Source organism: Streptomyces sp. NPDC086147 (genome assembly GCF_040702165.1).
In the GTDB taxonomy this organism is placed as follows: domain Bacteria; phylum Actinomycetota; class Actinomycetes; order Streptomycetales; family Streptomycetaceae; genus Streptomyces.
The window spans coordinates 78,511-99,840 of sequence record NZ_JBFBJO010000019.1 but is presented as its reverse complement, the minus strand read 5'-3'; the positions used below and the strand labels follow the sequence as shown (position 1 = coordinate 99,840).

Here is a 21,330-nt window from a genome sequence, read left to right as displayed (position 1 = left end):
CCGCACAGCACGTGACGGGTGACGAGACATGGCCAACGAAGAGAAGCTCCGCGAGTACCTGAAGCGGGCCACCACCGAACTGCACCGCACCAGCGAGCGCCTCAAGGAACTGGAGGCCCGCGCCCACGAGCCGATCGCGATCGTCGGCATGGCCTGCCGCTTCCCCGGCGGCGCCGCCTCCCCCGAGGCCCTGTGGGAGCTGGTGTCCGGCGGCACCGACGCGGTCTCGCCCTTCCCGGGCGACCGCGGCTGGGACACCGAGGGGCTCTACGACCCCGACCCGGACGCGGCCGGCCGCTCGTACTGCCGCGAAGGCGGCTTCCTCGGCTCCGCCGGGGCCTTCGACCCGGCGTTCTTCGGGATCTCGCCGCGCGAGGCGGTCGCGATGGATCCCCAGCAGCGCCTGCTCCTGGAGACCTCCTGGGAGGCCCTGGAGCGCGCCGGGGTCGACCCCCGCTCCCTGAAGGGGTCCCGCACCGGCGTGTTCGTCGGCGCCTGGGACGGCGGCTACACCGCCGGGGTGCACGAGCCCTCCGCGCAACTGGAGGGCGACCTGCTCACCGGCGGGGTCGTCAGCTTCACCTCCGGCCGCATCTCCTACACGCTCGGCCTCGAAGGCCCGTCCGTCTCCGTGGACACCGCCTGCTCCTCCTCCCTGGTCGCCCTCCACCAGGCGGCCCAGTCGCTGCGCCGGGGCGAGTGCGACCTCGCCCTCGCCGGCGGCGTCACCGTCATGTCGACGCCCGCCGTCTTCGTGCAGTTCTCCCGCCAGCGCGGCGTCGCCGCCGACGGCCGCTGCAAGGCCTTCGCCGAGGCCGCCGACGGGTTCGGCCCCGGCGAGGGCGCCGGCATCCTCCTGGTGGAACGCCTCTCCGACGCCGTGCGCAAGGGACACCGCGTCCTCGCGGTCCTGCGCGGCTCGGCCGTCAACCAGGACGGCGCCAGCAACGGCCTCACGGCCCCCAGCGGCGCCGCCCAGCAGCGCGTCATCCGCCAGGCCCTCGCCGACGCCCAGGTCACCGCCGCCGACGTGGACGCCGTCGAGGCGCACGGCACCGGCACCCGGCTCGGCGACCCCATCGAGGTGCACGCCCTGATCGACACCTACGGCAGCGCGCACACCCCCGAACGGCCCCTGTGGCTCGGCTCCCTGAAGTCGAACATCGGCCACACCCAGGCCGCCGCCGGCGTCGGCGGCGTCATCAAGATGGTGATGGCCCTCCAGGAGGGCCTGCTGCCGCGGACCCTGCACGTCGACGCCCCGTCCTCCCAGATCCTCTGGGACGGCGGCGCCGTCTCCCTCCTCACCGAGTCGCGCGCGTGGCCCGAGACCGGGCGCCCGCGCCGCGCGGGCGTCTCCTCCTTCGGCGTCAGCGGCACCAACGCCCACGTCATCCTGGAGCAGGCCCCCGCGCCGGAGACCACGGAGGAGCCCGCGACCCGGGCACTCCCCGTGATCCCGCAGGTCGTCTCGGCCCGCTCGAAGACCGCCCTCAAGGCCCAGACCGAACGGCTCCGGGCCCGCCTGGAGACGGCGGACGCACCGCGCCCGCTGGACGTCGCCCACTCCCTCGTGACCTCGCGCTCGGTGTTCGAACACCGGCGGGTCACCCTCGACACCACGGTCGTCGAGGACACGGCAGGGCCGACGGGTCGTCGGGCGCTGGTGTTCCCGGGGCAGGGGACGCAGTGGGTCGGTATGGGCGCCGGTCTGCTGGAGACCTCTCCTGTCTTCGCGGCGCGTCTGCGGGAGTGCGCCGACGCCTTGGCGCCGTTCGTGGACTTCGACGTGGTCGAGGTCGTACGGGAAGGCCGCTCGCTGGACCGGGTGGACGTGGTGCAGCCGGTGACCTGGGCCGTCATGGTCTCGCTGGCCGAGCTGTGGCGTTCGCTCGGAGTCGTACCGGACGCGGTGGTGGGTCACTCGCAGGGCGAGATCGCCGCCGCAGCCGTGTCCGGGGCGTTGTCCCTGGAAGACGCGGCCCGTGTCGTGGCCCTGCGGGCTGCGGTGATCGGCCGCGAGCTGGCCGGTCTCGGGGGCATGGCCTCCATCCCGCTGCCGCGCGTTCAGGTCGAGGAACGCCTCAGCCAAGCCGAATGGGTCGGCCGTCTGAGCGTGGCCGCCGTCAACGGGCCCTCCAGCACCGTCGTCGCCGGTGACGCCGACGCGATCACGGAGTTCGTCGCGGTCTGCCAGGCCGAGGACGTCCGGGCCCGTCAGGTCCCGGTCGACTACGCCTCCCACTCCGCACACGTGGAGCGGATCGAGGCCGAACTCCTCGACGTACTCGCTCCGATCCAGCCGCGCCGCTCCGAGATCCCCTTCTACTCCACCGTGACCGGCGAACTGGCCGACACCACCACGCTCGACGCCTCCTACTGGTACCGGAACCTGCGTCAGACCGTCCGCTTCGAAGACACCGTCCGACTCCTCCTCGACCGGGGCTTCGGCACCTTCGTCGAGTCCAGCGCCCACCCGGTGCTCATCATGGGCGTCCAGGCCACCGCCGACGCCGCCGGGCTCGACGTGCTCACCGGGGGTTCGCTGCGCCGCGACAAGGGCGGCCTGGAGCGGTTCCTCACCTCCGCCGCCGAACTGTTCGTCCGGGGCGTCGACGTCGACTGGGCGGTCCTCTTCGAGGGCACGGGCGCCCGGACCGTCGACCTGCCCACGTACGCCTTCCAGCACAAGGACTACTGGCTCGAACCCTCCGTCCGGTCCGCCCCCGCCGCCGACCCCACCGGCACGGACTCCTGGCGCTACCGCACCACCTGGAAGCCCCTGGGGGCGACCGGTGCTCCCGTGCTCGACGGCCGGTGGCTCCTCGTCCTCCCGGAGGGCGCGGACGCGTTCGCCGACGCGGCCGAGGACGCGCTCGTCCGGCACGGCGCCCGCACCGAGCGCCTGACCCTCGACGCGCACACCGCCACCCGCGAGGACCTGACCGCGCGGCTCACCGCGTACGAGACCGGCGAGGGGAGCGGCGGACCCTTCGCGGGCGTCCTCTCCCTGCTCGGGACCGACGGGCGCGAGCACCCCGGCCACCCCGGACCGGCCCTCGCCGTGCTCGGGACCACCCTCCTCGCGCAGGCGGCGGCCGACGCCGGCCTCACCGCCCGGCTGTGGGCCGCGACCCGCGGCGCCGTCGCCGTCTCGCCCGCCGAGCGGCCCGGTTCCGAGGGCGCCCAGGTCTGGGGGCTCGGCCGCGGCATCGCCCTGGAGCACCCCACCCTCTGGGGCGGTCTGGTCGACCTGCCCGAGGACCCCGACGAGCGCGCCTGGCAGCGGCTGGCCGCCGTCCTCGCGGGCACCGCCGACGAGGACCAGGTCGCCGTCCGCGCCTCCGGCTCCTACGGCCGCCGGCTCGTCCCGGCCGGCGGCGCTCCCGCCCGCCGCGCCTACGCCCCGCGCGGCACCGTCCTGGTGACCGGCGGCACCGGCGCCCTCGGCGCCCACGTCGCCCGCTGGCTCGCCGGGGCCGGGGCCGGGCACCTGGTGCTCACCGGCCGCCGGGGCCCGGACGCGCCGGGCGCCGCCGAATTGGCCGGGGAACTGCGCGCCCTGGGCGCCGAGGTGACCGTCGCCGCCTGCGACGTCTCCGACCGCGACGCCCTGGCCGCCCTCCTGGAGGCCCACCCGCCCACCGCCGTCTTCCACACCGCCGGGGTCCCGCACTCGGCCGCCTTCCTCGACACCGACGCCGGCTCCCTCGCCGAGGTGTACGCGGGCAAGGTGACCGGCGCCCTGCACCTGCACGAGCTGACGCGCGCCCGTGAACTCGACGCGTTCGTCCTGTACTCCTCCGGCGCGGGCGTCTGGGGCAGCGGCGGCCAGAGCGCCTACGGCGCCGCGAACGCCGCGCTCGACGCGCTCGCCGAGCGGCGCCGGGCCGACGGCCTGCCCGCCACCTCCGTGGCCTGGGGCCTGTGGGGCGGCGGCGGCATGGGCGAGGGCGCGGGCGAGGAGTTCCTCAGCAGCCGGGGCCTGCGCGCCATGGACCCCGTGCGGGCCGTGGCGGCCCTGGCGCGGGCCCTGGACCGCGAGGACGGCTGCGTCGCGCTCGCCGACATGGACTGGCCGCTCTTCGCCAAGGGGTTCACGACCTTCCGGCCCAGCCCGCTGATCGGCGAACTGCCCGGCGTGGGCGGGTCCGGCGACGGAGCCGCCGGGGCGTCCGGCGGGGAGGCCGACGGGGCGGACCCGGACGGGCTGCCCGCCCGGCTCGCCACCGCCGATCCCGCCGAGCGGTACGGGATCGTGCTCGACGAGGTGCGCGGCGGCGTCGCGGCCGTGCTCGGCCACGCCGGGCCCGAGGACGTCGACCCCGAGGAGGCCTTCAAGGACCTCGGGTTCAGCTCCCTCACGGCGGGCGAGCTGGCGGGCCGGCTCAGCCGCGCCTGCGGCCGCAAGCTGCCCCCCACCCTGGTCTTCGACCACCCCACGGCCGCCGCCATGGCCGCCCACCTGGCCGAACTCCTCCGTCCGGCCGACGGGGCGGACACCGGTACCCCCGAGGAGCGGCGGATCAGGGCCGCCCTCGCCACCCTCCCGCTGGACGTGCTGCGCGAGGCGGGACTGCTGGACACCCTGCTCGCCCTGGCCTCCGCCGAGCCCGCCACGGCGGCGCCCGAGCGGTTCTCAGGCGCGGGCGTGTTCGATGGGACGGACCGGCTCGACGCCGCCGGCGCGATCGGCGACCTCGACGAGATCGCCGCCCTCGACGAGCTCGACGAACTCGACGGGGACGCGCTGATCGAGCTGGCGCTGCGCGACGCGGCCTGACCCGTGACCCGGGCGGCGGCCGCGGGGCCGCCGCCCGGGCCGACCGCCCGCAGACCCGGCCCGACCGTCCGCCGCTCCGCCCGACCGTCCAGAGAGGGACCCCACCGATGGCCATGTCCTCCGAAAAGCTCATGGAGGCGCTACGGACCTCGCTGAAGGAGACCGAGCGGCTGCGCCGGCGCAACCGGGAGCTGCTCTCGGCCGCCCACGAGCCCGTCGCCGTCGTCGGCATGGCCTGCCGGTACCCGGGCGGGGTCGACTCGCCCGAGGCCCTGTGGGAGCTGGTCGCCTCCGGGACGGACGCCGTCGCGCCCTTCCCGCAGGACCGGGGCTGGGACCTCGACGGGCTCTACGACCCGGACCCCGAGGCGCAGGGCACCACGTACTGCGACCGGGGCGGGTTCCTCGACGGCGCGGCCGACTTCGACGCCGCGTTCTTCGGGATCTCGCCGCGCGAGGCCGTCGTCATGGACCCCCAGCAGCGGCTGCTCCTGGAGGTCTCCTGGGAGGCCCTGGAGCGCACCGGCCTCGACCCGCGCACCCTGCGCGGGACCGGCACCGGCGTCTACATCGGCGCCGCCCACGCCGAGTACGCCACCGACCTGGACCGGGTCCCGGCCGGCTCCGAGGGCTACCTCCTGACCGGCAGCGCCGACGCGGTGCTCTCCGGCCGGATCAGCTACGCCCTCGGTCTGGAGGGCCCGGCCATGACGGTGGAGACGGCCTGCTCCTCCTCGCTGGTCGCCCTGCACCTGGCCGTCGCCGCGCTGCGGCGCGGCGAGTGCGGCCTGGCGCTCGCGGGCGGCGCGGCCGTCATGCCCGACGCCGCCGCGTTCGTCGAGTTCTCCCGGCAGAAGGGCCTCGCGGCGGACGGCCGCTGCAAGGCCTTCTCCGCCGACGCGGACGGCACCGGCTGGGCCGAGGGCGCGGGCGTGCTCGTCCTGGAGAGGCTCTCCGACGCGCGCCGGGCGGGCCGTACCGTCCTCGCCGTCATCCGGGGCTCGGCCGTCAACCAGGACGGCGCCAGCAACGGCCTCACCGCCCCCAACGGCCCCTCCCAGCAGCGGGTCATCCGTGCGGCCCTCGCCGACGCGCGGCTCGAACCGCAGGCCGTCGACGCCGTCGAGGCGCACGGCACCGGCACCCGCCTCGGCGACCCCATCGAGGCGCAGGCCCTGCTCGACGTCTACGGCCGGGGCCGCGAGGAGGACCGGCCCCTGTGGCTCGGCTCCCTCAAGTCGAACATCGGCCACGCGCAGGCCGCCGCCGGGGTCGGCGGCGTCATCAAGACCGTCCAGGCCCTGCGCCACGGGCTGCTGCCCAGGACCCTGCACGCCGACACCCCCACCCCGCACGTCGACTGGTCCTCGGGCCGGGTGCGGCTGCTGACCGAGCCCGTCCCCTGGCCGGCGGGCCCGCGCCCGCGCCGCGCCGGGGTCTCCGCCTTCGGCGTGGGCGGTACGAACGCGCATGTGATCGTGGAGGAGGCGGGGGAGGAGACCGCCGGTGCCGTGACGGCTTCCGGCGCGGCCCCCGTCACGGCCTCTGCTACGGCCTCCGGCGCGGCTCCCGTCACGACTTCCGGCGCGGCCCTCGGCGCGGCCCCCGTCACGGCTCCTGACGTGGTCACCGAGAACAGCCCGGCCCCGGAATCGGCGGGCGCCGAAGACCGCCCGGCCCCGGAGCTCCCGACCGCCTGGTTCCTCTCCGGCCGCTCCGCCGAGGCCCTCCGCGCCCAGGCCGGACGGCTGCGCGACCACCTCGCAGGACCGGCCGGCGCCGGTGCCACGGCCGAGGCCGTCGGCCACGCCCTGGCCACCACACGCACCGCCTTCGAACACCGGGCCGTCGTCCTCGGCGGCTCGTACGAGGAGCTCACCCGCGCCCTCGGCGCCCTCGCCGACGGCGCCCCCTCGCCCGCCGTCGTCACCGGAGTGCGCCGCCGCGAAGCCAGGACCGCCTTCCTCTTCACGGGGCAGGGCAGCCAGCGCCCCGGCATGGCCCGCGAACTGTACGCCGCTCACCCGGTGTTCGCCCGCGCCCTGGACGCCGTCGCCGAACGCCTCGATCCGCGCCTCGGCCGCCCGCTCGCCGCCGTCCTCGACGCCGCCCCCGGCAGCCCGGACGAAGCCCTGCTGCACCGCACCCAGTACGCCCAGGCCGCCCTCTTCGCCGTCGAGACCGCCCTCTTCCGGCTCCTCGAACACTGGGGCGTGCGCCCCGACGTCCTCCTCGGGCACTCCGTGGGCGAGATCGCCGCCGCCCACGCGGCCGGCGTCCTCGATCTCGACGACGCCTGCGCGCTCGTCGCCGCCCGGGGCCGGCTGATGCAGGCCCTGCCGGCCGGCGGCGCGATGCTGTCCGTACGGGCCTCGGAGGACGAGGTGCGCGAGATCCTGGCCGGCCGCGAGGACGTCCTCGCCGTCGCCGCCGTCAACGGCCCCCGGTCCGTGGTCCTCTCCGGGACGGAGGAGGCCGTCGGACGGGCGGCGGAGCTGCTCGCCGAACGGGGCCGCAAGACCAAGCGCCTGACGGTCAGCCACGCCTTCCACTCCCCGCTCATGGACCCCATGCTGGAGGAGTTCCGGACCGTGGCCGACGGGCTCACGTACCGGGCGCCCCGGATCCCCGTCGTCTCCGACGTCACCGGCCGCCGGGCCACCGGCGACGACCTGCGCACCGGCGCCTACTGGGCCCGGCACGTCCGCGCGGCGGTCCGCTTCGCCGACGGCGTGCGCACCGCCCGCGACCTGGGCGCGGCCACCTTCGTCGAACTCGGCCCCGACGGCGTCCTCTGCGGCATGGCCCAGGAGGTGCTGTCCGCGGACGGCCCCGGGACGGAACCGGCCGCCCTGGTCCCCGTGCTGCGCCGGGGCCGCCCCGAGGCCGCCACCCTGCTGCGGGCGGTGGCCGCCGCCGCGAGCCGGGGCACCTCCCTCGACCGGGGGCGGCTCTTCCCCGCCGCCCCCGCCCGCCCGTTCCCGCTGCCCGTGTACGCCTGGCAGCACCGCCGGTACTGGATCGCCCCCACCCCGCGCGGCGGGCGCGGCGGCCCGGCCGGCGGACCCCGCCGCCACCACGTCGACTGGACCCCGCTGCCCGCCCCCGACGGCGCCCCCCTGACCGGCACCTGGCTCCTTGTCGAGCCCGCCGGGACCGCCGCCGACCCCGCCACCGCCGACCGCGCCGAACGGGCCCTGCGCGCCCGGGGCGCCCGGGTCCTGCGCCTCCCGGTCGACCCGGAACGGACCGACAGGGCCGCCCTCGCCGCGCTGCTCGACGGGGCCCGGGGCGACGCGGTCGCACCCGTGGAGGGGGTCCTCTCCCTGCTGGGCGCGGAGGACCGGGAGCGGCCCGGCACCGGTCTCGTACCGGCCGCCGTCCTGGCCACCCTGGCCCTCGCCCAGGCGATGGAGGAGACGTCCACGACCGCCCGCCTCTGGTGCGCGACCCGGGGAGCCGTGACCACGGCCCCCGGCGAGCGGCCCGGGTCGGCGGGCGCCCAGCTCTGGGGCCTCGGACGCGTCGCCGCGCTCGAACTCCCCGCGCTGTGGGGCGGCCTGGTCGACCTGCCCGGAAAGGGGAACGGAACCGGAGGCGAAACCGGTACCGGCCCGGCCGACGAAGCCGGTGAGGACGACGCCTGGCGGCTGCTCGTCGGAACCCTCGGCGGTCCCGAGGACCAGGTGGCCGTCCGCGGCCCCCGCACCCTCGGCCGCCGGCTCGTCGCCGCCCCCGCGCCGCGCGTCCCCGCCCCGTACCGCCCCCGCGGCACCGTCCTGATCACCGGCGGCACCGGCGCCCTCGGCGGACACCTGGCCCGCCGGCTCGCCCGCGAGGGGGCCGAGCACCTGCTGCTCGTCACCCGGCGCGGATCCGGCGCCCCCGGCGCGGCCGAACTGGAGGCCGACCTCCTCGCCCTCGGCGCCAAGGCCACCTTCGCCGCCTGCGACGTCGCCGACCGGGACGCGCTCGCCGGCCTCCTCGGCCGGATCCCCTCCGACGCCCCGCTCACCGCCGTCTTCCACGCCGCGGGCGTGCCCCAGGTCGGCCCGCTCACCGGGACCGGCCCCGAACGCGTCGCCGAGGTGTACGCCGGGAAGGTCGCCGGCGCCCTGCACCTCGACGAGCTCACCCGGGACCTCGGCCTCGACGCGTTCGTCCTGTACTCCTCCGGCGCGGGCGTCTGGGGCAGCGCCGGGCAGTGCGCCTACGCCGCCGCGAACGCCGCGCTCGACGCGCTCGCCGAGCGGCGCCGGGCCGACGGCCTGCCCGCCACCTCCGTGGCCTGGGGCCTGTGGGGCGGCGGCGGCATGGGCGACGGCGAGGGCGCCGCGTACCTGCTCCGCAGGGGCGTGCGCCCCATGGACCCGCAGGCCGCCCTCACCGAGCTGTTCCGCGCCGTCGCCGCGGGCGAGGCCCAGGTCACCGTCACCGACACCGACTGGGAGCGGTTCGCCCTCGGGTTCACCTCCCGCCGCCCCAGCCCGCTCGTCTCCGCCCTCGCACCCCCGGCCCCGGACCGTGCCCCGGCCGCCGACGGCACCGCCCCGGCGGGCGTCCGGCCGCGCGACCCGCGCGCCGGACTCGCCGCCCTCGGCCCGGCCGAGCGCGCCGCCGCCGTCCGGGCCCTGGTCCGCGCCGAGGCCGCCGCCGTGCTCGGGTACGAGAGCCCCGACGAGGTCGCCGCCGACGAGCCCTTCACCCTGGCCGGGTTCGACTCCCTGGCCGTCGCGGAGCTCCGGCGCCGGCTCACCGCCGCGACCGCCACCGACCTGCCGCCCGAGGCCCTCTACGACCACAACACCCCGGACGCGCTCGCCGCCCACCTCCTGGACCTCCTCCGGGACCCGGCCGACGCGGCGGGCCCCCCGGCCGGGGGCTCCGGGTCCGGCTCCGGGTCCGGCGACACCACGCTGGTCGCGGTCTACCGCTCCGCGGTCGCCGACGGCCGGGTTCCCGAGGCCGTCGACGCCCTCGGCGCCGTCTCCGCCCTGCGCCCGGCCTTCACCGACCCCGGGCGGCAGCCCGTCGTCCCCGTCCGGCTGGCCGACGGCCCCGCCGGGGACGAGGGCCCGCTGCTCTTCGCGGTCACCGGCACCGCGGCCGTCTCCGGCCCCGTCGAGTTCGCCGCCCTCGCCGCCGCCCTCGCGGGCCGTCGCACCGTCGTCGCGCTGCCGCAGCCCGGCTTCCGGCCCGGCGAACTGCTGCCCGGCACCCTCGAAGCGCTGTGCGCGGCCCACGCCGAGGCCGTCGAACGGTACGCCGCCGGACGGCCGTACGCCCTGGTCGGCCACTCCGCCGGGGCCAACGTCGCCCACGCGCTCACCCGCCACCTGGAGGCGCGCGGAGCCGGGCCCGCCGCCCTGGTCCTCGCCGACGTCTACACCCCCAGTGCCCCCGGGGCCATGGGCGTCTGGCGGGACGTCATGCTCCGCTGGGCGACGGACCGCGCGGTCGTCCCGCTCGACGACACCCGGCTCACCGCCATGGGCGCCTTCCACCGGCTGCTCCTGGACTGGGCCCCCCGGCCCACCCGCGCGCCCGTCCTGCACCTGCGGGCCGCCGAGCCCATGGCCCCGTGGACCGACCCGCTGACGGACTGGCGGTCCGTCTGGGACGGCGCCCGCGCCGTCGCCGACGTACCCGGCAACCACTTCACGATGATGACCGAGCACGCCCCGACCACGGCCCGCACCGTCGACGCCTGGCTCGACGCGCTGCCCGGCGGTGACCGATGACGAGGAGTCGCACATGACAGCGGAGCCGCTGACCGACGCCCCGGGCCGCGCGACCGCCCCGGCGGGCGCCCCCGCCCCCGAACCCCTCCCCGACCGCGCGACCGCCCCGACCGGCACCCCGGACCGGGCGATCACCCCGGACCACGGGACCGCCCCGAGCCACGGCGCCGCCCCCACCGACGCCCCGGACCTGGCGACCGCCCCGTACCCCGAGGCCGTCCCCACCGACGCCCCGGACCTGGCGACCGCCCCGTACCCCGAGGCCGTCCCGACCGACCCCCGGCGCGCCCGGGGCAACCAGCTCACCCGTGCCGCCCAGTGGTTCGCGGGGACCCGGAACGACCCCTACGGCCTGATCCTGCGCTCCGGCACCGAGGACCCCCGCCCCCACGAGGAGCGCGTCCGCGCCGGAGGGCCGCTGTTCCACAGCGCGCCGCTCGACACCTGGGTGACGGCCGACCGCGCCGTCGCCGAGGCGGTCGTCGCGGACCCCGCCTTCGACGGCCCCCGCCCCGGGCCGGAGGCCGCCGCCGGGGACGGGCTCCCGTACCGCAGCGCCGTCCTCGCCGTGGACCGGGAGACCGCCGCCCGCCTCGCCCCGCTCACCGCCCTCGGCGGCCCCATGCTGTGGGCCCCCGAGGAGGAGTGCGTGGAGAAGCGGACCGTGACGCTCGCCCGCGCGCTCCTCGCCGGGCTCGGCGACCGCTTCGACCTCGCCGAGGACTTCGCGCGCCCGCTCGTCGGCCGGGTGATCGGCGAACAGCTCGGCCTGCCCGAAGCCGCCCACGAGCGGTTCGTCCGCATCCTGCCCGACTGCCGGCACGCCCTCGACGGGCTGCTCTGCCCCCAGCCGCACGCCGTCGTCCGTGCCGCCGAACGGGCCGAGGCCGCCCTCTCCGCGGTGCTCGCCGAAGGCCTCTACGAGGCCGGGGCCGACAGCGTCCGGGCCGCCCGGATCCTCGCCGTCGGCGCCGCCGAGACCACCGTCGTGCTCGTCGCCAACGCCGTGCGCCGGCTCCTCGCCGAGCCCGGCGCCTGGCAGCGGCTGGCCGCCGACCCGGCCCTGGCCGCCGGAGCCGTCGCGGACACCCTGCGCCTGGCCCCGCCCGTCCGGCTGGAGACCCGTACCGCTCGCGCCGACACCGTCCTCGCGGGCACCGCACTGCCCGCCGGCAGCCGCGTCACCCTTCTCGTCGCCGCCGTCAACCGCGACCCGGCGGCCCCCGCGGACGCCGCGCCCTTCGGCCTCCCCGGCGACCTGCACTTCGCGCTCTCCGGCCGACTGGTCCGGGTGATCGCCCGAGCGGCGCTCGGCGCGCTCGCCGGGGCCCTGCCCGCCCTGCGCACCGACGGCGAGGAGGTCACGCGACCGCGCTCACCGGTCCTGGCCGCCCCCGCCCGCCTCCCCGTCGCCAGGACCGCCTGACGGCGGCCGACGACCACGACCCCGACCGCAACGAGCCAGACGAGGGCGGACGACGCCATGCGCGTACTGATCACGTGCTTCGCGCACAACACCCACTACTACAACCTGGTGCCGCTGGCCTGGGCGCTGCGGGCCGCCGGGCACGAGGTCCGGGTGGCCAGCCAGCCGGCGCTCACCGAGGTGATCAACGGCTCCGGGCTGACCGCCGTGCCCGTCGGAGACCTCGACTCGATCGTCGAGCTGATGACGCAGATCGGCGGCGACCCCACCCCGTACCAGACGGGCTTCGACTTCGCCGACACGGTCACCGAGCCGATCGGCTGGGAGCACGCCCTCGGCCAGCAGACCATGATGACGGCCATGTCGTTCGCGCCGCTCAACGGCGACACGACCATCGACGACCTCGTGGCGTTCGCCCGCTCCTGGCGGCCCGACCTGGTCCTCTGGGAGCCCTTCACCTACGCCGGTCCCCTCGCCGCGCACGTCACCGGCGCCGCCCACGCCCGCCTCCTGTGGGGCCCCGACGTGGTCCTCAACGCGCGCCGCCAGTTCCTCGAACTGCTCGCCGCGCAGCCCCGGGAGCGCCGCGAGGACCCGATGGGCGAATGGGTGACCTGGACCCTCGAACGCTTCGGAATCGTCCCCGGCGCCGACGCCGTCGAGGAGATCGTCCGGGGGCAGGCCACCGTCGACCCGGCCCCCGCGAGCCTGCGGATCCCCGTGCCCGGCGACCTCCTGCCGATGCGGTACGTCCCCTACAACGGCCCCGCCGTCGTCCCGGACTGGCTGCACGCCCCGCCCGCCCGGCCGCGGGTCTGCGTCACCCTCGGCGTCTCCGCCCGCGAGACCTTCGGCCGCGACGCGGTCCCCTTCGAGGACCTGCTGCACGCCCTCGGCGACGTCGACGCCGAGATCGTCGCCACCTTCGACGCCACCCAGCTCCGGGACCGCGACGCCCTCCCCGCCAACATCCGCGTCGTCGACTTCGTCCCGATGGACGCCCTGCTGCCGACCTGCGCCGCGATCGTCCACCACGGCGGCGCCGGCACCGGCTACACCGCCACCCTGCACGGCGTGCCGCAGATCATCGTGGCCTCCCTGTGGGACGCCCCGCTCAAGGCCCGCCTGCACGAACGGCAGGGCGCCGGCATCGACCTGCCGCCCGAGAAGCTCGACGCCGCGTCCCTGCGCGAGGCGGTCGTCCGGGCCCTCACCGACCCCTCGATCACGGCGGCCGCGCACCGGCTGCGCGACGAGGCCCTCGCCGACCCCTCACCGGCGGAGCTCGTCCCCGCCCTCGAACGCCTCGCGGCCCGCCGGGCCCGCCCGCGCACCGCCCACCCCAGCCAAGGAGAGACGACGTGACCACCACCGGAGCCCCCGCGGACAACGGCTACGCGGACGGCATCGCCCGCCTCTACGACCTGGTCCACCAGGGCAAGGGCAAGGACTACGCGCGCGAGGCGGCCGACCTGGCCGCCCTGGTCGCCTCCCGCGCGCCCGGCGCCCGCAGCCTCCTCGACGTGGCCTGCGGCACCGGCCTCCACCTGGAGCACCTCACCCGGGCGTTCGACACCGTCGAGGGCGTGGAGATCTCCGCCGACATGCGGGACATCGCCGTACGCCGCAACCCGGGCGTGCCCGTCCACCTCGGCGACATGCGCGACTTCGCGCTCGGCACCACCTTCTCCGCCGTCACCTGCATGTTCAGCTCCATCGGCCACATGCGCGACCAGGCCGAACTCGACGCGGCCCTGGACCGCTTCGCGGCCCACCTCGCACCGGGCGGCGTCGTCGTGGTCGAACCCTGGTGGTTCCCCGCCACGTTCACGCCCGGCTTCGTCGGCGCCTCCATCACCGAGGCCGAGGGCAAGACCGTCTCCCGCGTCTCGCACTCGCGCCTGGAGGGCGACGCCACCCGCATCGACGTGCACTACCTGATCGCCGAGCCCGGCCGGGACATCGCGCACCTCTCCGAGACCCACCTCATCACCCTCTTCCCGCGCGAGGCCTACGAGCGGGCCTTCGTCCGCGCCGGTCTCGCCGTCGAGTTCCAGGAGGGCGGCCCGTCCGGCCGGGGCCTCTTCGTCGGCGTCCGGGCGTGACGGCCGCGTGATCGAGGAGATCCTCCCGCCCGGGACGGTCGCGGCCGACACGGCCGGGGAGCACCCGCCGGAGCTGCTCTTCGCGGGGGAGCGGGCCCTGATCCGCGACGCCGTCGAGGAGCGGCGCCGCGAGTTCGCCACGGTCCGGGTGTGCGCCCACCGGGCGCTCGCCGCCCTCGGGCGGGCCGCCGAACCGGTGCTCACCGGCCGCCGGGGCGAGCCCCTGTGGCCCGCCGGCACGGTCGGCTCCCTCACCCACTGCGAGGGCTACCGGGGCGCCGCCCTGGCGTCCGCCGACCGCTGGCGGTCCCTCGGCATCGACGCGGAGCCGCACCTGCCGCTGCCGCCGGGCGTGACCCGGGGGATCGCGTCGGCCGCCGAGCGGGAGCGGCTGCGCGAGCTGGCCCGCCGCCACCCCGGCACCCGCTGGGACCGGCTGCTGTTCAGCGCCAAGGAGTCCCTGTTCAAGGCCTGGTCCCCGCTGACCCGCCGGGCCCTGGACTTCGACTCGGCGGAGCTCGCGCTCGACCCGGCGGCCCGGACGTTCACCGCCCGGCTGCGGATCCCCGGGCCGGTGCTCGACGGCCGGACCCTGACCGAGCTGACCGGCCGGTGGACGGTGACGGACGGACTCCTCCTGACCGCCGTCGCCGTCCCGGGCCCCCGCCCGGCGTCTGCGGGAGGCCGCCCGACGCCCCTGGGAGACCGTCCGGCACCCCCGTGAGACCGTCCGACGCCCCCGGGACCTCCCGAGAACCGTCCGGCCCCCTCGGAAGCCGTTCGCGCCCCGGGACAGAACGGCTCGTGAACCGGCGGAGGAACACCCCGCCGCCCTCCCCGGGCCGTCCGGCCCGCCGGCGTACGCCCGCCCCTCCCGCGACCCCGCCCGCTTCCCGCCCCGGGGTGAACGGGCCAGCGTAGGTACGGGCCGTGCCGCCGTCCAAGGTGCGCGGAGCACACCGCGGCGCCCCGGAACGGCCCGTCTGCGGTGGTCCGGTCACCGGGCCCGTCGGCGTCCGGCCGCCCGGCGGCCGGTTGACGCTCCTTCAGCGGGCCGGTTACGTTCCCCGGGTCGTCGGGACAGGGTCGATTCGTCCGCTGGGGGGCTGGGATGACAGGGGAGGAACCGCAGTCCGGGACCGAGGTCCTGCGCGTCCTCGAACTCCTCGCGGAGGAGGCGCCGGCCCACGCGTACGAGCAGCTCGTCGCCCAGGCCCGCCGCTCCGGCGCCGGGCCCGACCGGATCGACCGGCTGACCCGCGCCAAGGGCCTCGCCCTGGAGGTCAACGCCCTCTTCGACCGGCGCCGCCAGCGCGAGGCCGAACTCGCCGCGCTCGTCGACACCGCCCTCGAACTGACCGCGTCCGCCCGGCTCGACGCCACCCTCCGCCTGATCACCCGCCGCGCCCGGCTGCTCCTCAATACGGACCTCGCCTGCACGGCCCTGGCCGACGAGGCCACCGGGGACCTGGTCGTCGGCACCGCCGACGGCGCCGTCAGCGCCCGCACGACCGGCCACCGGGTGCCCGCCGCCGCGCTTCCCGGCGGCGCCCCCGGCGAACTGCCCGGCCCCTTCCGGACCGCCGACCACCTCGCCGACGACCGGGCCGGCCACACCGCCGCCCTCGGAGACCTCCTGGAGGCCGAGTCGCTGCACGCCGTCCTCGGCGTGCCGCTGCGCGCCGGCGACCGCTGCCTCGGCTTCCTCTACGTCGCCGACCGCAGGACCCGGCACTTCACCCCCGACGACGTGTCGCTCATGTCCTCCCTGGCCGACCTCTCCGCCGCGGCCGTGGAGACCGCCCGGCTCCTGGAGGACGTACGGGCCGCCAACACCGTCCTGGAGGACGCCGGGACCCGGGCCCGCGCCGGACTCAGCGACGCCCTGCGGGCCAAGGACCTCCAGGACGACCTGGTCCGGCTCGTCCTGGAGGGCATCGGCCTGGACGAACTCCTGGCCCGCGCCGCCGCCGAGCTGGGCGGCGGCCTCTCCGTCCGGGGCCAGGGCGGCGAACGCCTCGCCGGGCACGGCCGCACGTCCGTCCCCGACACCGCCGAACTGGAGCGCGTGCGGCTCAACGCCGCCGCCACCGGCATCGCCTGCCCGCTGAGCGACGGCACCCTGGTCGTGCCGCTCTCCGTCCGCTCCGAGGACGTCGGCACGCTCCTCCTCCACCCCGCCGAACCGGGCGCGGGCAGCGACGGCGCCACCGCCGACCGGCCCGGCGAGCAGGTCCTGCTCTCCTACGCGCGCACCGTGTCCCTGCTGCTCGTCCTCCAGCGCTCCACGGACGCCGGGGGACGGGCCGACGACGACCTCCTGGAGGACCTCGTCACCTGGGACGGGCCCGCCGAGGGCCTGGAGCGGCGCGCCCGCCGCCTCGCGGCCCGCCTCGAACGCCCCCACGTCATGGTCGTCGCCCGCCCCCGGAGCGAGGCCGCCGACCTGGTCGAGAGCTGGGGGGCGGGACACGCCCGCCGCCACCGCGGAATGAAGACCGTCCAGGGCGACCGGCTCGCCCTGCTCCTGCCCGGCGACGACCCGGCCGCCTGTGCCGACCGCGTCCGCGCCGAACTCGCCGGGGCCACCGGCGCCCCCGTCACGGTCGGCGCGGCCCGGCTCGGCCGGGGCCCGGACGCGGTCCGCCGCGCCCACCGGGAGGCCGTGCGCTGTCTGGACGCGCTCACCGCGCTCGGCGGCACCGGGCGCTCCGCCGCCGCCCGCGACCTCGGGTTCATCGGCATGCTGCTCGCCGAGGAGCACGACGCCCCCGGCTTCGTGGAGCGCACCCTCGGCCCGCTCCTCGACCACGACGCCGAACGGTTCGGCAACCTTGTCGAGACCCTCGACGGCTGGTTCCGCGCCGCCGGCAGCCCCACCCGGGCCGCCGAACTCCTCTACGTGCACCCCAACACGGTCTCCCGCCGCCTGGAGCGCATCACCCAGCTGCTCGGCCCGGACTGGCAGCACCCGGAACGCTCGCTGGAGCTTCAGCTCGCCCTGCGCCTCCAGCGGGCGCGCATCTTCCACGGCCTCGCGCCCGACGGCCCCCGGTCATGGGAACCGGAGTGACCGTGCCGAGGCCCCGGCGCGTCCCCGGGCCCAGCAGCCGCACCGCGTGAGCCAGCGACACCAGCGTCACGTGCCGGTGCCAGCCGTGGTACGAGCGCCCCTCGAAGTCCAGCGCGCCCACCGGCAGGCTCGTGTCCGTGAAGTCGGCGTCGGCCCGCCCGATCAGCCGGCCGAGGCCGAGGAGCGTGCTCCGGCTCGCGCCGGTCAGGTTCGTCAGCCACAGCTCGGACGCCTCGCGGCTGTTCGGCGACCACACCCCCACCAGCGTCAGCGGGGCGCCCGCCGACGGCGTCCCGCCGAACGCCCGGCGTGGCCCCTGCACCGCCGGCCCCGGCAGCCGTACGGGCAGCAGGGACACCAGCGAGGTCCTCGGCAGTCCCGTGCCCGCCGGTTCGAACCACTCCACCGGCCGGCCCTGGGAGCGCGCCAGCTCCGCGAGGCGTCCCGCCGAGGCCGCCACGGACCGGCTCCCCCCGCCGGAGAGCGCCGGGGCCAGCAGGCCCGTACCGCCGCCGATCCGCAGCAGGAAGGGCAGTCCGGCCCGGGAGAAGGCCCCCACCATCGACGGCACGGCCTCCTCGCGGGCGTCCGTCACCACGGGCAGCCGGGTGATTCCCCAGCCCGCCGTCTCCAGCGCCATGTCCAGGGCCAGGCCCTCCGCCGACCCGGCGTCCGCCGAGTCCGGTATCGCGGCCCGCCGGCGCATCTCGGCGTCCTCCAGCCAGTCGCCCGACAGCGACAGCCGCCAGTTCACCGGGGCCGCCGCCGCCCCGGAGGCCAGCCACAGGCCGTACCCGTGCTGGCTGTTGACCACCTGCCCGAGCTGCGGGACGAACCGGCGGCCCACACCCACCGAGTGACGGCCCGTCTTCGGGATGACCAGCGGGCGCACCACCCACGCCTTCGGCGCGAGCAGCCGGTCCACCCGGGCCGCGAGCTCCGCCCGCAGCGGGGACCAGTCCCACGTCGAGCAGCTGATGAAGTGGTGCAGGCTCTGCTCCGCCGACCGCTCGTCCGTGCTCGCGGCCAGGTTCCGCATGGTCTTGCGGCCCGGGGCGTGCAGGAGCCCGTGCACGTAGAGCTCGCCCTTGTGCCGCTGGTCGCGGCGGCGCAGCGAGGACAGCACCGACGCGACCAGCGCCCGCGCCGCGCCCGCCGCCGGGTCGTGCGGCAGGCTCGGGGCTTCCACCGCCTGGAGAGTGGCCCTCATGACGCTCCTCGGGGTCTCGGCGCCCCGGGACCCGCCGGGCCGGGGCTGCGCTCGCTGGACCCCTCCACCGTCCCCGGCGGCCCGGCCACGGCCCAGGTCGGCCGGGGACACACTTCCCGGACCGCACCGCCCCCGCCCCCCGTACGCCCCGGCGCGCGCCCCGCGCCCACGGGGGGGTGGTGGCCCGGCCACCACCCCCCGGCACCACGCGCCCCCCTCCGCCGCCCCGCCGCCCCGGCGGTGCCCCGAGCCCGCCGTTCTCAAGCGATCCTCAAGCGCCAACTCCCGTACGACACGGAGCAAAACCCCCGAACTCCGTAGAGTGTGACGGGCCGACCTCGTCTCCCGCGGCCCGTTCCGTGAGCGTGGAGGCACGCGCACCGCGCGCGCGCACCGACGCACCGAAACAACAGGAGACCGCATGCTGTCCCGCAGGCCGGCGGAGCGAACGTCCCGCCCACCCACCAGACTCCGGACCGACGGGCGCGGGCGCCCGGGCCGCGCACCGCGGCTGCTCGCCCTCACCGTGGCCCTGCTCTGTACGAGCGGCCTGCTCACCCCCGCCAACGGCACCACGGCCGACGGCGCCGCCCCGAGGGCCGCGGCCGAGGAGGGCAGCCAGCGCGTCCGCGCGCTCGTCGCCCGGATGACCCTCGACGAGAAGCTGTCCTTCGTCCACTGGACGGCCGGGGCCGAGGGCGGCCCGCTGGCGCGCGGCGTCGGCTACCTGCCCGGCGTGCCCCGCCTGGGCATACCCCCGCTACAGGCCGCCGACGGCCCGGTGGGCGTGCGCATCAACGGCAGCCGCGCCACCGCGCTGCCCACGCCCACCGCGCTCGCCGCCACCTTCGACGACGGCCTCGCCACCGCGTACGGCAAGGTCATCGGCCACGAGGGCCGGGCCCTGGGCCAGGACGTGGTCCTCGCCCCGATGGTCAACAACATCCGCGTGCCGCACGGCGGCCGCAACTTCGAGACCTTCAGCGAGGACCCGCTCGTCACCTCCCGCACCGCCGCCGCCGAGATCCGGGGCATCCAGGGCCAGGGCCTGATGGCCACGGTCAAGCACTTCGCGGGCAACAACCAGGAGACCGACCGCTTCACCGTCGACGCGGCCATCGACGAGCAGACCCTCCACGAGACGGAACTGCCCGGCTTCCGCAGCGCCGTCGAGGCCGGCGCCGCCTCCGTGATGTGCGCCTACAACGGCGTCAACGGCACCCCCGCGTGCAGCAGCGACCAGCTCCTCCAGAAGGTCCTGCGCGAGCAGTGGGGCTTCAGGGGCTGGGTGATGTCCGACTGGCTCGCCACCAAGGCGACCACCGACATCACCAAGGGCCTCGACCAGGAACTCGGCCTGGAGATGGGCAAGCCCACCGACCCGGTCCCCGACTCCCAGCACTTCGGCGCCGCCCTGAAGGCCGCCGTCACCGCCGGGACGGTCCCCGAGGCCGCGCTCGACCGCTCCGTGGTCCGCATCGTCGGCCAGATGGAGCGCTTCGGCCTCCTCGACCCCGCCGGCGGCCCCGCGCGGCCCGCGCGCGACGCCCAGGCGGGCCGGGCCACCGCCCGCGAGATAGCCGAGAACGGCGCCGTCCTGCTGCGCAACACCACCGCCGCCGGCCGCCCCGCCCTCCCGCTCACCGGGACCGCCGCCACCTCCCTCGCCGTCATCGGCGACAGCGCCCTGCACCCCAAGGTCTCCGGCCTGGGCAGCGCGCACGTGGTGCCCGACGCGGCCGAGGCCCCGCTCGACGCCCTGCGCGAGCGCGCCGGCGCGAACGCCTCGGTCACGTACGAGCCCGGCATCGAGCGGCTCGGCGCCCCGCTGACCGCGACCGAACTCAGCCCCGCCTTCCAGAACGGCAGGCAGCTCGACCCGGGCGGCGACCGCGCGTTCTACGACGGCACCCTGACCGTCCCGGCGGACGGCGACTACCGCATCGGCGTCCGCGTCGACGGCGGCCTCGCCATCCTCCAGATCGAGGGCCAGGCCCCCGTCTACGCCGCCGACTCGTTCAGCGAGACCACCAGCGTCGTCCTCCGGCTCACCAAGGGCACCCACAAGCTCGCCATGAGCGGCTGGGCCTGGCCCGACCGCCCGCTCTCCGTCGACCTCACCTGGGTCACCCCCGAGCGGGCGAGCCGGAACATCGAGCGGGCCGTCGCCGCCGCGGCCGCCGCGGACACCGCCGTCGTCTTCGCCCAGGACGAGGGCTCCGAGGGCTGGGACCGCCCCTCGCTCTCCCTCCCGGACGGCCAGGACGCCCTGATCGCCGCGGTCGCCGCCGCCAACCCCAACACGGTCGTCGTCCTCAACACCGGCTCCTCCGTGCTGATGCCGTGGCTGGGCTCCACCCGCGCCGTCCTCCAGATGTGGTACCCGGGCCAGGAGGGCGCCCGCGCCACCGCCGCGCTCCTGTACGGGGACGTCAACCCCGGCGGAAAGCTCACCCAGACCTTCCCCGCCGCCGAGGACGCCCACCCGATGGCCGGCCGCCCCGAGCGCTTCCCCGGCGTCGCCGGCAGGCAGGAGTACAGCGAGGGGATCCACGTCGGCTACCGCTGGTACGAGCGGGAGGGCGTGGCCCCGCTGTTCCCCTTCGGCCACGGCCTGTCGTACACCTCCTTCTCCTACCGCGACCTCGCCGTCGAACGGACCGCCACCGGCGCCACCGTGCGCGTGACCGTCCGCAACACCGGCCGCTCCACCGGCAAGGAGGTCGTGCAGGCCTACCTCGGCCCCAGCGACCGGATCACCGCCCCGCAGGCGGTCAAGAAGCTCGCCGGCTACACCAAGGTCACCCTGGCCCCCGGCCAGGAGAAGCGGGTCGCCGTCACCGTCGACGCCCGCCAGCTCCAGTACTGGGACACCGCCCGGCACTCCTGGCGGGACGCCCCCGGCGCCCGGACCGTCAAGGTCGGCTCCTCCTCGGCGGACATCCGCCTCACCGGCCGCCTCGCCCCCTGAACCCCCCACCCAGTGAGAGGA

General features: G+C 77.2%; 8 protein-coding genes and 1 pseudogene. 8 read left to right on the top strand and 1 reads right to left on the bottom strand.

The genetic code is table 11. The features are described 5' to 3' along the window. The first annotated feature begins 28 nt into the window (after positions 1-28). From AB0398_RS28645 to AB0398_RS28615, 7 genes are all read left to right on the top strand, one after another. The gene (locus tag AB0398_RS28645; RefSeq protein ID WP_366378533.1) at positions 29-4,783 is read left to right on the top strand and encodes a type I polyketide synthase; all 4,755 of its coding nucleotides are present in this window, start codon (positions 29-31) and stop codon (positions 4,781-4,783) included. Positions 4,784-4,896: 113 nt separating this feature from the next. Next, positions 4,897-10,524, top strand: coding sequence for a type I polyketide synthase (locus AB0398_RS28640; protein WP_366378532.1), 5,628 nt, complete (start codon positions 4,897-4,899; stop codon positions 10,522-10,524). A gap of 13 nt (positions 10,525-10,537) precedes the next feature. Further along, complete coding sequence (locus AB0398_RS28635) at positions 10,538-11,950, top strand: cytochrome P450 (RefSeq protein ID WP_366378531.1); 1,413 nt, start codon at positions 10,538-10,540, stop codon at positions 11,948-11,950. Between the two features lie 57 nt (positions 11,951-12,007). Then, on the top strand, positions 12,008-13,315 hold the full coding sequence (locus AB0398_RS28630; RefSeq protein WP_366378530.1) for an activator-dependent family glycosyltransferase: 1,308 nt from the start codon (positions 12,008-12,010) through the stop codon (positions 13,313-13,315). After that, positions 13,312-14,055, top strand: coding sequence for a class I SAM-dependent methyltransferase (locus AB0398_RS28625; RefSeq protein WP_366378529.1), 744 nt, complete (start codon positions 13,312-13,314; stop codon positions 14,053-14,055). Before AB0398_RS28630 ends, AB0398_RS28625 begins: the two co-directional genes overlap by 4 nt. Positions 14,056-14,062: 7 nt before the next feature. Beyond that, positions 14,063-14,779 carry a 4'-phosphopantetheinyl transferase superfamily protein gene (locus AB0398_RS28620; protein ID WP_366378528.1) on the top strand — a complete coding sequence of 239 codons (717 nt, stop codon included), beginning with the start codon at positions 14,063-14,065 and terminating at the stop codon, positions 14,777-14,779. A gap of 387 nt (positions 14,780-15,166) precedes the next feature. After that, on the top strand, positions 15,167-17,128 hold the full coding sequence (locus AB0398_RS28615; RefSeq protein ID WP_366378527.1) for a helix-turn-helix domain-containing protein: 1,962 nt from the start codon (positions 15,167-15,169) through the stop codon (positions 17,126-17,128). A 592-nt stretch (positions 17,129-17,720) separates the two neighbouring features. Here AB0398_RS28615 and AB0398_RS28610 read toward each other — a convergent pair. Next, positions 17,721-18,338, bottom strand: a pseudogene (locus tag AB0398_RS28610) (transposase); the annotation flags it as partial. A 421-nt stretch (positions 18,339-18,759) separates the two neighbouring features. On the opposite strand from AB0398_RS28610, the gene AB0398_RS28605 reads away from it, so the two are divergent. Further along, positions 18,760-21,309: a glycoside hydrolase family 3 C-terminal domain-containing protein gene (locus AB0398_RS28605; RefSeq protein WP_366378526.1), complete on the top strand. Its 2,550-nt coding sequence runs from the start codon at positions 18,760-18,762 to the stop codon at positions 21,307-21,309. Positions 21,310-21,330: the final 21 nt, after the last annotated feature.